General features: G+C 70.0%; 15 protein-coding genes. 8 read left to right on the forward strand and 7 right to left on the reverse strand.

Annotation, left to right across the window (positions count from 1 at the left end):
* Window positions 1–123: 123 nt before the first annotated feature.
* The 7 genes from ACFHNC_RS23000 (at window position 124) to ACFHNC_RS23030 (ending at window position 6,732) form a co-directional block, all read left to right on the forward strand.
* Entirely contained in the window at window positions 124–555 is a 432-nt protein-coding gene (locus tag ACFHNC_RS23000) for a cupin domain-containing protein (RefSeq protein ID WP_437171580.1), read from the forward strand.
* On the forward strand, window positions 555–1,136 hold the full coding sequence (locus ACFHNC_RS23005) for an NAD(P)H-dependent oxidoreductase (protein ID WP_437171581.1): 582 nt from the start codon (window positions 555–557) through the stop codon (window positions 1,134–1,136). The genes ACFHNC_RS23000 and ACFHNC_RS23005 overlap by 1 nt, the downstream gene beginning before the upstream one ends.
* A gap of 71 nt (window positions 1,137–1,207) precedes the next feature.
* Window positions 1,208–2,185, forward strand: a complete 978-nt coding sequence (locus ACFHNC_RS23010) for a tripartite tricarboxylate transporter substrate binding protein (RefSeq protein WP_437171582.1) — start codon at window positions 1,208–1,210, stop codon at window positions 2,183–2,185.
* The gene (locus ACFHNC_RS23015) at window positions 2,182–2,646 is read left to right on the forward strand and encodes a (2Fe-2S)-binding protein (protein WP_437171583.1); all 465 of its coding nucleotides are present in this window, start codon (window positions 2,182–2,184) and stop codon (window positions 2,644–2,646) included. Before ACFHNC_RS23010 ends, ACFHNC_RS23015 begins: the two co-directional genes overlap by 4 nt.
* Window positions 2,643–4,781, forward strand: a complete 2,139-nt coding sequence (locus tag ACFHNC_RS23020; RefSeq protein WP_437171584.1) for a molybdopterin cofactor-binding domain-containing protein — start codon at window positions 2,643–2,645, stop codon at window positions 4,779–4,781. Before ACFHNC_RS23015 ends, ACFHNC_RS23020 begins: the two co-directional genes overlap by 4 nt.
* Window positions 4,778–5,734 (forward strand): ABC transporter substrate-binding protein, encoded by a 957-nt coding sequence (locus ACFHNC_RS23025; protein ID WP_437171585.1) that lies wholly within the window; start codon window positions 4,778–4,780, stop codon window positions 5,732–5,734. Before ACFHNC_RS23020 ends, ACFHNC_RS23025 begins: the two co-directional genes overlap by 4 nt.
* Before the next feature lie 29 nt (window positions 5,735–5,763).
* Entirely contained in the window at window positions 5,764–6,732 is a 969-nt protein-coding gene (locus ACFHNC_RS23030; protein WP_437171586.1) for a tripartite tricarboxylate transporter substrate binding protein, read from the forward strand.
* A 2-nt stretch (window positions 6,733–6,734) separates the two neighbouring features.
* On the opposite strand, the gene ACFHNC_RS23035 is transcribed toward ACFHNC_RS23030, so the two are convergent.
* The 5 genes from ACFHNC_RS23035 to queF all read right to left on the reverse strand — a co-directional run bounded on the left by ACFHNC_RS23035 (window position 6,735) and on the right by queF (window position 10,121).
* Entirely contained in the window at window positions 6,735–7,250 is a 516-nt protein-coding gene (locus ACFHNC_RS23035; protein WP_437171587.1) for a GNAT family N-acetyltransferase, read from the reverse strand.
* Complete coding sequence (locus tag ACFHNC_RS23040; RefSeq protein ID WP_437171588.1) at window positions 7,247–7,804, reverse strand: VUT family protein; 558 nt, start codon at window positions 7,802–7,804, stop codon at window positions 7,247–7,249. The genes ACFHNC_RS23035 and ACFHNC_RS23040 overlap by 4 nt, the downstream gene beginning before the upstream one ends.
* A 124-nt stretch (window positions 7,805–7,928) precedes the next feature.
* Window positions 7,929–8,621, reverse strand: coding sequence for a 7-cyano-7-deazaguanine synthase QueC (queC, locus tag ACFHNC_RS23045; protein WP_437171589.1), 693 nt, complete (start codon window positions 8,619–8,621; stop codon window positions 7,929–7,931).
* Window positions 8,618–9,649 carry a tRNA epoxyqueuosine(34) reductase QueG gene (queG, locus tag ACFHNC_RS23050; protein WP_437171590.1) on the reverse strand — a complete coding sequence of 344 codons (1,032 nt, stop codon included), beginning with the start codon at window positions 9,647–9,649 and terminating at the stop codon, window positions 8,618–8,620. Before queG ends, queC begins: the two co-directional genes overlap by 4 nt.
* Window positions 9,636–10,121, reverse strand: a complete 486-nt coding sequence (gene queF, locus ACFHNC_RS23055) for a preQ(1) synthase (RefSeq protein ID WP_437171620.1) — start codon at window positions 10,119–10,121, stop codon at window positions 9,636–9,638. Before queF ends, queG begins: the two co-directional genes overlap by 14 nt.
* Before the next feature lie 54 nt (window positions 10,122–10,175).
* Here queF and ACFHNC_RS23060 point away from each other — a divergent pair, with 54 nt between their 5' ends.
* Window positions 10,176–10,568 (forward strand): hypothetical protein, encoded by a 393-nt coding sequence (locus ACFHNC_RS23060; RefSeq protein ID WP_437171591.1) that lies wholly within the window; start codon window positions 10,176–10,178, stop codon window positions 10,566–10,568.
* 20 nt (window positions 10,569–10,588) lie between these two features.
* Here ACFHNC_RS23060 and tgt read toward each other — a convergent pair whose 3' ends face one another.
* Complete coding sequence (tgt, locus tag ACFHNC_RS23065; RefSeq protein ID WP_437171592.1) at window positions 10,589–11,713, reverse strand: tRNA guanosine(34) transglycosylase Tgt; 1,125 nt, start codon at window positions 11,711–11,713, stop codon at window positions 10,589–10,591.
* Window positions 11,710–12,792, reverse strand: coding sequence for a tRNA preQ1(34) S-adenosylmethionine ribosyltransferase-isomerase QueA (gene queA / locus ACFHNC_RS23070; RefSeq protein ID WP_437171593.1), 1,083 nt, complete (start codon window positions 12,790–12,792; stop codon window positions 11,710–11,712). Before queA ends, tgt begins: the two co-directional genes overlap by 4 nt.
* Between the last annotated feature and the right edge of the window lie 41 nt (window positions 12,793–12,833).

Genomic DNA, 12,833 nt, shown 5'->3' on the forward strand with positions numbered 1-12,833 from the left:
TGGATCATCAGCACGCGCATCAGGGCAGGGGCCTTTCTGGGGGGGCTTTCCGGGGGGCCTTTGTGGTCGTGGCACGCCTCATGCAACGCTCCGGCCCGATGCCGCAACGGAGATGTGCCGCCGATGATGTCAGCCCCCGTCCTCGCCCGGCGTGCCGCCGATCTGCGCGGCATCCGCATCGCGCCGGGTGACAGCAATTACTTCGCCTGCCTGTTCGACCCGGTGGTGGATGGGGTGTCCTTCACCCTGGTGGTGGAAATCTTCGAGCCGGGCGGCCGCACGCCGCCCAATACGCATCAGGTGGCGGAGGAGTGCTTCTTCGTCCTGAAGGGCTCGGGCAAGGCCTATGCCGATGGCGTGGAAATGCTGGTCGGCCCCGGTGATGCCTTCGTGCTGCGGCCGGGCGTCGAGCATGTCGTGGTGAACGACACGGCCGCGAAGCTGTACTGTCTGACCTTCATGACGCCGAACGAAGGCTTTGCCGAGCTGATCCGCAGCGGCATCCCGGTGGAACTGACGGCCGAGGATATCGCCGTGATCGCGGGCGCCGCCTGATGCGGGTGCTGTATCTGTATGCCCACCCACTGCCCGAGAGCTTCCACGCCGCGATCCGCGATGCCGCCCGCGAGGGCCTGCGCCAGGCCGGCCATGTGGTGGATCTGTGCGACCTGTATGCTGAGGGCTTCAACCCGGTGCTGAGTGCGGAGGAACGCCGCGGCTACCACGCCATCCCCGGCAACCGCGCCCCGGTCGAGGACTATGTGCGCCGGCTGGAGCGGGCGGAGGCGCTGGTGCTGTCCTTTCCCACTTGGTGCTTCGGCCTGCCCGCCATCCTGAAGGGCTGGATGGACCGGGTGCTGCTGCCCGGCGTGTCCTTCCGGCTGGAGGATGGCGTGGCCAAGCCGAACCTGCTGCATATCCGCAAGGTGGCCGGCATCAGCACCTATGGCCGCCCGCGCTGGACCGCCATGCTGGCGGGCGACCCGCCGCGCAAGGCCGTCACGCGCTATTTCCGGCTGCTGACCGCCGGGCGGGCCGCCATCGACTACCAGGCGCTGTACGACATGAACCGCGCCGATGAGCGCCGCCGCGCCGGTTTCTTGGCGCAGGTGCAAGGGCGGATGGCGCGGTTCTGAACCAGGCCCTTGCCCTCGCCGCGTCGTGAGGCGATCCTGCGACCAATCGATTGCATGGGAGGTTCAGGAAAATGATCGGACGCAGGCTGGTATTGGCTGGCACCGGGGCGGCCCTCGGCGCGCTCGCCGCGCCGGGCGTGGTGCGGGCGCAGGCCGCGTGGCCCAGCCGCCCCGTTCGGATCGTGGTACCCTTCGGCCTCGGCGGGTCCGCCGATGTCGCGGCGCGCTTCCTGGCGGAGCCCCTGTCGCAGGCCTTCGGCCAGCCCTTCGTGGTGGAAAACCGCCCCGGCGCCGGCGCCACCATCGGCACGGATGCGGTGGCGAAATCGGCCCCCGATGGCCACACGCTGCTGCTGATGTCCAATACCCACACGGCAAACGAAACGCTGCTGCCGAACCGCCCCTATGTGCTGATGCGGGACCTGGCGCCGGTCGCCGCCATCAACATCGCGCATCACGTGCTGGCCGTGCATCCCTCGATCCCCGCCAATAATCTGGGCGAACTGATCGCGCTGCTGCGCGCCAATCCGGGCAAGTACGACTACGCCTCCTCGGGCCCCGGCACGCCCTATCATGTGGCCGGCGAGGTGTTCCTGGCGATGGCGGGCGCGACGGCGACGCATGTGCCCTTCCGCGGATCGAACGAGGCGCGCACGGCCGTGATCTCCGGCACCGTGCCGATCATGTTCGACGCCATTCCCACCATGCGCTCGCAGATCGAGGGTGGGCTGGTGCGTGGCCTCGCCACCACCGGCCCGCAGCGCAGCCCGCTGATGCCGGACCTGCCCGCGGTGACGGAGGCGCTGCCGGGCTATGAGGCTTCCATCTGGCTCGGCTTCATGGCGCCGGCGGCAACGCCGGAGGCGCTGCGCCAGCGCATCAATGCGGAGGTCAACCGCATCCTGGCCCTGCCGGCGACCGCGGCAGCCCAGGCCCGGCTGGGCGCGCAGCCCATGGCGATGTCGGTGCAGGCGTTCGATGCCTTCGTGCGCGCCGACATCACCAAGCAGGCGGAGTTCATCCGCATGGCGAAGATGACGCCCACTTGAGCACAACCTTCCAGCTGAACGGCGCGGCGGTGGCCGCGCCGATCGAGCCGGAGGCGTCGTTGCTGGCGGCGCTGCGCGGGCCGCTCGGCCTGTCTGGCACCCGCTTCGGCTGCGGCGCGGAGCAATGTGGCGCCTGCCTGGTGCTGGTGGACGATCTTCCCCGGTATGCCTGCACCTTGCCGGTGGGGGATGTTGCGGGGCGGCGCGTGACGACGGTGGAGGGGTTGGGCACAGCCGATGCGCCGCATCCGGTGCAGCGGGCGCTGCTGGAATTGCAGGCAGGGCAATGCGGCTTCTGTCTGTCCGGCATCCAGATTCGCGCCGTGGCACTGCTGCGCGAAACCCCGCGGCCGAGCGAGGACCAGCTTCGCGCGGCGCTCGACCCGCACCTTTGCCGCTGCGGCAGCCACAACCGCATCCTGCGCGCCATCCTGCGGGCGGCGGAGGAGATGGCCCCATGAACCTCGCATTTCTTGGTCCGCAGCCCGCCGATGGCCGGCCGAAGCTGTCGGGCAGCCTGCAGGTGAACCGGCGCCTGGACCAATGGCTGCGGATGCTGCCCGAAGGCGCGGTGGTGCTGACGCCGGGCAAGGTGGAGTTGGGGCAGGGCATCCTGACCGCGCTTGCCCAGATCGCGGCGGAGGAGCTGGATGTGGCGCTGCCGCGCATCCGCGTGCAGGCGGCGGCGACGCCGACCAGCCCGGATGAGGCGGTGACCAGCGGCAGCCTGTCCGTGCAGGAATCCGGCATGGCGATCCGCCATGCCTGCGCGGAGGCGCGCGGCATTTTTGTCGGTGTCATCGCGCAGCGCAGCGGCGTGTCGCGCGGCGACATCACGGTGCGCGACGGCGATTTCGTGGCGCCGGATGGGCGCGTACTCGGCAGCTACTGGTCGCTGGCGGATGCCGCGCTGCTGGCGGTGGAGGCGACCCCGGACGCCATGCCGAAACGGGCGGATCAGCGCCGGATTGCCGGCAGTTCCGCGCCGCGGCTCGACCTGCCGGAGAAGGTGTTCGGGCAGCCGCGCTTCATCCAGGATCTGCGCCTTCCCGACATGCTGCACGCCCGCGTGGTGCGGCCTGCGGCGCGGGGGACGAAGCTGGTCTCGGTGCGCGAGGGCGCGCTGCCCGGTGGCGCCACCCTCCACCGCGATGGCAGCTTCCTGGCGGTGCTTGCGCAGCACGAGCACCATGCGGAGGCGGCTGCGCTGCGCGTTGCCGCGCGCGCCGAATGGACGGCGCGGGACACGCTGCCGGAGCATCTCGAATCCTGGCTGGCCGAGGCGCCCGGCGAGACGACCGCCGTATTGGAACGCACGGCCGAGACGCCGGAACCCGCGCATCGCGTCTCGGCAAGATTCTTCCGCCCCTTCGTCACCCATGCCTCGATCGGCACCTGCTGCGCCCTGGCGCAATGGGATGGCGAACGAATGCGGATCTGGAGCCACAGCCAGGGCATCTACAATCTGCGCGCCGATCTGGTGAAGGCGATGCATCTGCCGGCCGAGGCCTTCCATATCCAGCATGTCGAGGGCGCCGGCTGCTACGGCCATAACGGCGCCGATGACGTGGCGCTGGACGCCGCGCTGCTGGCCCGCGCGCATCCCGGCGTGCCGGTGCGGGTGCTGTGGATGCGTGCGGAGGAGCTTGGCTGGGGCCCCGTCTCGCCGGCGATGCTGGTGGATGTGGCGGCGGAAGCCGATGCGGATGGCACGCTGCTGCGCTGGACGCAGCACGTCACCTCCAACGGCCATTCCGGGCGGCCCGGGCGCGGCCAGTTGCCGACGCTGCTCGCCGCCTCGATGCTGGCCGAGCCTTTTGCCGTGCCCAACGCCATCAACCCGCCTCTGGCCGGCGGCGGCGGGGCGCAGCGCAATGCGGTGCCGGGCTACGCCATTCCGGCGCTGCATGTCGGCATGACCCACCTGGCCGAGATGCCGGTTCGCACCAGCGCGTTGCGCGGCCTCGGCGCGCTGGCGAATGTCTGGGCGATCGAGAGCGTGATGGACGAAATGGCGGCGGCCGTCGGCGCCGACCCTCTGGCCTATCGCCTGCGCCAGATGGAGGATGCCCGGGCGCGGGACGTGCTGACCCGCGCCGCGGGGATGGCGAACTGGTCCGGCCGCAGCAAACGCGAGGGCTTCGGCCTGGGCCTCGCCGTCGCCCGCTACAAGGGCACCGGCGCATGGTGCGCCGCGGTGGCGGAGATCGAGGCGGCGGAGCGGGTGTTCTGCCGCCGCCTGTGGCTCGCCGCCGATGTGGGGGAGGTGATCAACCCCGATGGCACGCTGAACCAGATCGAGGGCGGCGCCATCCAGGCCACCTCCCTCTGCCTGCTGGAACAGGTACGCCACGACGCGCGCAACGTCATCGCCGAGACCTGGGAAGACTACCCGATCCTGCGCTTCTCCGAGGTGCCGCGCGTCGAGGCGACGCTGGTGGCGCGGCCGGAAGCGCCGCCGCTCGGGGCCGGGGAGTGCAGCATGGGGCCGGTGATTGGCGCTATCGCCAATGCGATTGCGGATGCGCTGGACATTCGCCTCCGTCACTGGCCTTTCACGCCCGAGAACATCGCCAAGGCCATCGAAACCGCATGACCAGCCTGACCCTTGCCTGCACCCGCAGTGACCGCACCCAGCCGATCCTCGACGGCCGCATCACCATCGAGGGCCATGAGATCGTGGCGACGGCCGGGGAGCCGGAGGATATGTTCCGCATCGCCATGCGGGAGGCGCGCTACGACATCACCGAACTCTCGATGGCCAGCCACATCCTGTCCGTGGCGCGCGGCGACAGCCAGTATATCGGCGTGCCGGTATTCCCCTCGCGCGCCTTCCGGCACTCGGCCATCTATATCCGCACCGATCGGGGCATCCACGGGCCGAAGGACCTGACAGGGAAAACGGTTGGCGTGCCGGAATACCAGCAGACCGCGGCGATGTGGGTGCGCGGGATGATGCGGACCTACTATGGCGTGTCGATGTCCAGCATCTCCTGGCGCTCCGCCGGGGAACGCACGCCGCTATCCCTGCCGCCCGAAATCGACATGCAGGTGATCGGGGAAGGCGAGACGCTGGAGGGCATGCTGGCCGAGGGCCGCATCGACGCCTTCATCGGCCCGCGCCCGCCGGCCTGCTTCCTGGATGGCAGCGCCCCCGTGGCGCGGCTGTTCCCGAACAGCCGGGCGGAGGAGGAAGCCTATTGCCGCGCCACCGGCTTCTTCCCGATCATGCATTGCATCGCCATCCGCCGCAGCCTGGCGGAGGACCGGCCGGAACTCGCCACGGCCGTGCACCGCGCCTTCACCGCAGCCAAGGACCAGGCGGTGGCGGATCTCAGCCTGGGCAATGTGCTGCGCGTCTCGCTGCCCTGGATCGTGGCGGAGGCGGCGGCGCAGACGGCAATGCTGGGCGGCGACCCCTGGCCCTACGGCTTCACCCGCAACAGGGCGGAGCTGGACGCCATGTGCCGCTATGCCAATGCGGATGGGTTGACGGCACAGGCGGTTGCGGTGGAGGAGTTGTTCGACAAGACCACGCACGGCACCTGAAGGCCGTGCGATACGGGAGGAAATAAAGAATGACCCAGATCACCCGCCGCACCGGGCTCGGCGCCATGGCCGCCCTGCTGGCCGCGCCGAACCTGGCCCGCGCGCAATCCTCCACCATCCGCATCGTCGTGCCCTTCGGCCCGGGCGGGTCGACCGATTCGGTGGCGCGGCTGGTTTCCCCGGGCTTGCAGCAGCGGCTGGGGGCCACGGTGGTTGTGGAAAACCGCTCCGGCGCCGCGGGCTCGATCGGCGCGGATATCGTCGCCAAGGCGCGGCCGGATGGGCAGACCTGGCTGCTGACCTTCGACAGCCACGCCACCATCCCGGCCCTGCTCCGCAACCCGCCCTTCGACGTGCTGAAGGACCTCGACCCGGTCATGCATATCGGCGGGTCCCCCTATGCGGTGGCAACGCGGCCGGACAAGCCGTTCCAGACCATGGCGGATGTGGTAGCAGCCGCGAAGGCACGGCCGGATGCGGTCTCCTACGGGTCCACCGGCAATGGCACGATCGGGCATCTGTCGATGATCCGGCTGGCGGAGAAGGCCGGCATTCGCATCACGCATGTGCCCTACCGCAGCGGTGGCCTGGCGGTGAATGACGCGGTCGCCGGCCATGTAGACATGATGATCGGCAGCGCCGCGCTGATGCTGCCGCATATCACCGGTGGTTCGCTGCGCCCGCTGCTGCAATTCGGCCCGCAACGCCTGTCCCGCCTGGCGGAAACCCAGACCGCCGCAGAGGCCGGCTTCCCCAACATGGAGGCCGAGGCCTGGTGGGCCGTCTTCGCCCCGCATGGCACGCCGGCCGAGCTGGTGCAGCGTATGAACACCGCGCTGCGGGAGACGCTGTCGGAAGACCGCGCGCGCACGATGATGACGGAGACGCAGCAGGCGCGGCTGGTGCTGTCCTCGCCCGCCGAATGCGGCACCTTCTTCCGCGCTCAGGTGGAAACCTGGGGCGCGCTGGTGCGGGCGGCCAACATCCAGCCGGACTGACCTCAGCCCGGCCGCACCAGCACCGCCACCTCATCCTCCCGGTAGCGGGCCAGGCCCTGCTGCCGGAAGCCGAGCTTGGCCGCGACGCGCAGGGACCCGGCATGGGCCGGGGCGATGATGCAGAAGCAGGGGCGGCCGAGCCAGGCCAGCGCGGCGCCGGCGGCCTCGGTCGCCACGCCGCGTCCCTTTGCGTGCGGCGCCAGGACCCAGCCGGCCTCCGGCATCGCCGGTGCCGGCGGGTCCATCCCACGCTGGAAATCGGCGAAGCCGAGATCGCCCAGGAAGCGGCCAGTGGCGCGCTCCTCCACCGCCCAGTAGCCGAAGCCGCAAATCCGCCAGAGGCCGCCATAGCGTAGCATTCGCGCCCAGCTTTCTTCCCGCGTGGAGGGCCGGCCGCCGATATGGCGGGTGACCTCGGGATCGGCCCATAGCGTGGCCAGCGCCTCGAAATCCGCCGCGACATGGGGGCGCAGCCGCAGGCGTGGCGTTTCCAGCACCGGGATGGCGGCAGCCTTCATGCCAGGCCCTGCGCCAGCCTCCGCGCCGTATCCCTGCGTCGCAGCCAATGCACCAGCGGCAGGGCCGCCAGCACCATCCACAGCTTGCCCAGCACCTGGCCCGGCAGCAGGTCCAGATTGCCGAAGGCGAGCCAGAGGAAGATGGCGCTGTCGATCACCAGCCCCACCAGGCTGCTCGCCAGCACCGCCCGCACCAGCCCGCGCCGCTGCAACGGCGTATAGACGGCCATATCCGCCGTTTCCGAGAGCAGGAACGCCACGGCCGAGGCCAGCACCAGCGAAGGCGGTGCCACCAGGGCGGACAGCGCGGTGCCGGCCAGGATGGCGCCGAAGCCCCAGCTCACGCCCAGCCGCCGCTGCACCAGGTCCCGCAGCACCAGCGCCAGGCCAATCATCAGCACGCCGGATGGCGCCATGATGCCGGGCGCCACGGGGATCAGGCATGGCCCCTGCGGCACGCAATAGGTGCCGACATTCCCGATCAGCCAGTTGGCGGCCGGGATGCACAGCGCGAAGCCGGCGAGAAAGAGGAAGCCCTGCTGGCGAGGAGTCATGTCCAAGAATTCCCATTACGACCTGCGGCCGGCGTCTTCCGCCGGCCGGGCGGCTGAATGGCCGCCGCGACAGGTGTCGCCGCGAAGCCAGGCGTCCGCAGGCCGCGCCCGGCGCCTGAGGGGATCAGTTGCATCGGTAGCGTCTCCATCCCGCGGCGCGCAATTCGCAGGCCGGGCAGGTGCCGCAGCCGGCACCCCATTCATGCGGCGTCCGCTCGCCCAGGTAGCAGGAATGCGTCACGGTCCGGATGGACTCCACCAGCTCCGCGCCGCCGAGTTGTTCCGCCAATTCCCAGGTCGCCGCCTTGTCGCGCCACATCAGGGGCGTGTGCAGCACGAAACGGCGCTCCATGCCGAGGTTGATGGCGACCTGCAACGCCTTGATGGTGTCGTCCCGGCAATCCGGATAGCCGGAGTAATCCGTCTCGCAGACGCCGGTGACGATGTTGCGGATGCCGCGCCGGTAGGCCAGCGCCGCGGCAAAGGTCAGGAAGATCAGGTTGCGGCCTGGCACGAAGGTATTGGGCAGGCCGCCGGTTTCCATCTCGATTGCGACGTCGCGGGTCAGCGAGGTGTCGCTGATGCCGCCCAGCGCGCGCAGGTCCAGCACATGATCCTCGCCGAGCTTCGCCGCCCAGACCGCATTCCGGCACAGCGCGTCGCGTAGCGCGGCGCGGGTTTCCAGTTCAATGACATGGCGCTGGCCGTAGTCGAAGCCCAGCGTTTCCACATGGCCGAAGCGGTCCAGCGCCCAGGCCAGGCAGGTGGCACTGTCCTGCCCGCCGCTGAACAGCACCAGCGCGGCAACATCCCTCATGCGGCGAGCCTTTCCACAGCCCAGCGGGCGCAATCCGCGACCGTTTCGTCCGCATCCTCGCAGAGCGATTGCGCCACCGGACGCAGCGACGCATCGGCCGAATTGCCGATCGCGATCAGCACATTGCGTACGAAGCGGTCGCGGCCGATGCGCTTGATCGGACTGCCGCTGAATTTGTGGCGGAAGGCGGCATCATCCAGCGCGGCCAGTTCGGCCAGGCGCGGCGCATTCAGCTCGGCGCGCGGAAGGAAGCCGGGCTCGGCATGGGTCCGGGCAAATTTGTTCCAGGGACACACGGCAAGGCAGTCGTCGCAGCCATAGATGCGGTTGCCCATGAGCGGGCGCAGCTCCTCCGGGATCGGGCCACGATGCTCGATGGTGAGGTAGGAAATGCAGCGCCGCGCATCGAGGCGATAGGGGGCGGGGAAGGCGTCCGTCGGGCACACATCCAGGCAGGCGCGACACGACCCGCAATGGTCGCGTTCCGCCGCATCGGGGGCGAGGTCCAGCGTGGTGAAGATTTCGCCGAGGAAGAGCCAGGACCCATGCGTGCGGCTTACCAGATTGGTGTGCTTGCCCTGCCAGCCCAGCCCCGCCTGCTGCGCCAGCGGCTTTTCCATCACCGGCGCCGTGTCCACGAAGACCTTCAGCGGCTGATGCTTGAAACGCTGCGCCATGAACTGGCCGAGCGCCTTCAGCCGCTTCTTGACGATGTCGTGGTAGTCCCGGTTGCGAGCATAGACGCTGATGGTGCCGCGGTCGCGCCAGGCGAGGCTTTCCATCGGGTCCGCCTCCGGCCCGTAATTCAGACCGAGCGCGATCACGCTCACCGCCTCCGGCCACAGGGATTGGGGATGGGCACGCTGGTCGGCGCGCGCCTCCATCCAGCCCATGTCGCCATGCAGGCCTTCCGCCAGGAAGCGGCCAAGCCTCTCCCGCGCCTCGGGTGCCAGATGGGCACTGGCGAAGCCGACGGCATCGAAGCCGAGGCGCAGCGCCTCCGCCCGTATGTCGTCAACCGCGGCCACGATACCCAGGCACGTCCTGCGCCGGAATCCAGACCCCCGCCGGTGCCTCGCCCGACTGGAAGAAGACGTCGATCGGGATGCCGCCGCGCGGGTACCAGTAGCCGCCGATCCGCAGCCATTCCGGCGCAATCTCATCGATCAGCCGCTTCGCGATGCCCACGGTGCAGGATTCATGAAAGGCGCCATGGTTGCGGAAGGCGGTGAGGTACAGCTTCAGCGACTTGCTCTCCACCAGCCAGTCGCCGGGGATGTAGTCGATCACCAGATGCGCGAAATCCGGCTGGCCGGTCATCGGGCAGAGCGAGGTGAATTCCGGCGCGGTGAAGCGCACGCAGTAGCGCGTGCCGGGATGCGGGTTGGGCACCCGTTCCAGCACCGCCGCATCCGGGTTGTCCGGCGCGCCAGCCTGGCGGCCGAGCAGGGTCAGCCCGCTGGTATCGGTGGAGATGGAGGGTTCGGTCACCGCCTGTATTCCGCTAGCCTTGGTTGGCTGGCGCTATAGCAGCGGGGCGGGCAGGGGGCGAGGATGCGCGTGATCTGGGCTGCCATCTCCGTGCTGCTGGCGCTGCCGGTCCATGCGCAGCCCATCACCGCCTGGTGCGCCGGCGGCGCCACGGGTGGAGGTGGCGGTACCCGGATTGCGCCGGATGGGACGGTTGCGCGGCTGGTCCGCGCGCGGGCCGGCGCGTCGGAGGTCGTAACGCCGCTGGGCGCTGATCCGGCCGCCTATTCGCGCTGGCATGCGGCGCTGGCGGCGGCGGGCTTGGCAAACCTGCCGCAGGGCCAGCCGGGGAACATGACCTGCGGGCTGAGCGAGGGTGGCGCTGCAATGCGCTGGGCCGGGCCGGGCGTGCCGAAGGCGCTGCCGGAACCCGTGGCGCGAGTGTTTCGCGAGTTGCGGGGTTGGCGGCCGGAATAGCGGGGCCTGCCCCCACCCCGCTACGCAGGGGAGGGGGTTTCGGGTGTCCAGGCAGCTTCGATGGCTGCCGCTTCGGCCTCGAACCGCCCCTCCAGGATCGCCGTCCGCAGCCGCGTCATCAGCGTCTGGTAGTGGCGAATGTTGTGCCAGGTCAGCAGCATCGGGCCGAGCATCTCCTCGGCCTTGATCAGATGGTGCAGGTAGGCGCGGGAATGGTTGCGGCAGGCCGGGCAGTCGCAATCCGGGTCTAGTGGCCGCGTATCCTCGGCATGCTTCGCATTGCGCATGTTCAGCACGCCGCGGCTGGTATAGGCGCGGCCGGTGCGGCCGGAGCGCGTCGGGATCACGCAGTCGAACATGTCGACGCCGCGGCGGACCGATTCAATCAGGTCGGAGGGCGTGCCGACGCCCATCAGGTAGCGCGGCGCATCCTGCGGCAGCATCGGCGCGGTGAAGTCCAGCACGCGCAGCATCTCCGCCTGGCCCTCGCCCACGGCGAGGCCGCCGATGGCATAGCCCTCGAAGCCGATCGCGGTCAGCGCGGCCACGCTTTCGCGGCGCAGATCCTCGAAGACGCTGCCCTGGACGATGCCGAACAACCCGTGCCCGTCCCGCGCCACGAAAGCCTGGCGGGACCGCGCGGCCCAGCGCATGGACAGGCGCATGCTGTCGGCCGCCTGGTCATGCGTGGCGGGGAAGGGGGTGCATTCGTCGAAGCACATGGTGACGTCCGCGCCCAGCAGGTGCTGGATCTCGACGCTGCGCTCGGGGGTAATGCGGTGCTTGGACCCGTCGATATGGCTCTGGAAGGTCACGCCATCCGCGTCCAGCTTCCGCAGGCCGGACAGCGACATCACCTGGAAGCCGCCGGAATCTGTCAGGATCGGCCCGTGCCAGTCCATCATCCTGTGCAGCCCGCCGAGCCGCGCCACCCGTTCCGCCCCCGGCCGCAGCATCAGGTGATAGGTGTTGCCGAGCACCATCCGCGCGCCGGTCTCGCGCACGGAATCGGCCGTCATGGCCTTCACGGTGCCCGCGGTGCCGACCGGCATGAAGACCGGCGTCGGCACCTCGCCATGCGCGGTGTGCAGCATGCCGGCCCGCGCCGCGCCGTCGCGGGCGGCCATCTTCCATTGCAGGGTCATGCAGGCAGGTCCTGGTCGCAGCGGAACAGCAGGCTGCCGTCGCCATAGGAGAAGAAGCGGTAGTTTTCGTGGATCGCATGGGCATAGGCGGCCCGCATCCGGCGCGTGCCGGCGAAGGCGGAGACCAGCATCAGCAGCGTCGATTTCGGCAGATGGAAATTGGTCAGCAGCGCATCCGCGGCACGGAAGCGATGGCCGGGCAGGATGTAGATGCCGGTCAGGCCACGGAACGGCGCCACCGTGCCATCCTCCGCCGCCGCGCTTTCCAGTGTGCGCAAGGCGGTGGTGCCCACGGCGACGATGCGCCGGCCGGCGGCGCGGGTGGCGTTGATCGCCGCCGCCGAGCTTGCGGGCATTTCGCACCATTCCTGGTGGATGTTGTGCGCGCGCGGGTCGTCATCCCGCACCGGCAGGAAAGTGCCGGCGCCGACGTGCAGCGTCACCGGCACCCGCGCAATGCCGCGCGCATCGAGCGCCGTCAGCAGCCGGTCGGTGAAATGCAGGCTGGCGGTGGGGGCGGCGACGGCACCGGGGTGGCGGGCGAAGATGGTCTGGTAATCCGCCGCATCCTCGGCGCCCGGCTTGCCGTCCCGCTGGATATAGGGGGGCAGGGGGATCTCGCCCGCCTGTTCCAGCGCCGCGGCCAACGCCGCCTGGTCCGGGCCGAAATCGAAGAGGGCCGAGCCACCCTCATGCCGCTCCACCACCCGGGCGGTGCAGCCGGGTGCGCCCTCGATCTCAACCACATCGCCCACGCGCAGCCGGCGGGCGTTGCGGACCAGCGCCTGCCACAGCCCGCCGCCCTCGGCGCGGTTCAGCATGATCTCGATGTGGGCCTCGCCGCGGCGGGCATTCAGCCGGGCCGGGATCACGCGGGTGTCGTTCACCACCAGCACATCGCCCGGTTCCAGGAGTCCCGGCAGGTCCAGCACGCCCTGGTCCGCAAAGCCCCCTGGCCGCACCACCAGCAGCCGCGCCGAATCACGTGGTCGAGCCGGCGACTGCGCGATCAGCCCTTCGGGTAGCGCGAAGTCGAAATCCTCGGTCCGCAGGGGGGGGTGGGGGGGAACCTCGGGCATCGGCGCGGCATGTGGCCTGCCCCGCCCGGCTTGTCCAGCGT

Origin of the sequence: Falsiroseomonas sp. E2-1-a4 (genome assembly GCF_051433165.1) — a bacterium.
Lineage (GTDB): Bacteria > Pseudomonadota > Alphaproteobacteria > Acetobacterales > Acetobacteraceae > Falsiroseomonas.